1 protein-coding gene is annotated in these 440 nt (G+C 65.2%); it reads right to left on the bottom strand.

Annotated features, from left to right (window positions below; translation table 11 throughout):
• Positions 1-440: spore coat protein U domain-containing protein (locus tag LC417_RS22330; RefSeq protein WP_223566367.1), on the bottom strand; the 440-nt coding region annotated here is incomplete at both ends.

Raw genomic sequence — 440 nt, 5'->3', positions numbered from 1 at the left:
GGTGAGCACCACGTTGGCACCGGTGAAGGTGCTGCTGTAGTTGCCGGAGGCCAGCACCTGGTTGGCCGGAATCTGTGCGAACAACTGCGTGGTACGGCTTCCGGAGCCGCCGATCAGCGGCACGTTGTAGGTCATCGTCAGTTCCTGTGCAGGCGGTGTACCGCGCGGTGCCAGGCCGGTGACTTCGCTGTAGTTGGCGACGTTGTAGATCTGGAAATTGAGCGGATCACTGCTGCCGTTGACCATTGTCCGCCACGGCGAAGTACTGGTGCCGCCGGTGCCATTGCCCAGGCCGATGCAGACGCGGATGCCGGTGGTGGCGATCAGGCTGAGTGCGGCGGTGGAGCAGTTCACGGTGATGTTCAAGGTGCCGGTGGTGGCGCCTGCCGCACCGCTGCTGACGTTGCCGAAGGGCAGCAGCGCGTCGGCGGTGGCGGTGC

Source organism: Pantoea sp. OVA07A, from assembly GCF_019969975.1.
Taxonomy (GTDB): domain Bacteria; phylum Pseudomonadota; class Gammaproteobacteria; order Enterobacterales; family Enterobacteriaceae; genus Pantoea; species Pantoea agglomerans.
Note: the sequence above shows the minus strand (reverse complement) of the source record. Positions and strands in the feature narration are given on the sequence as shown.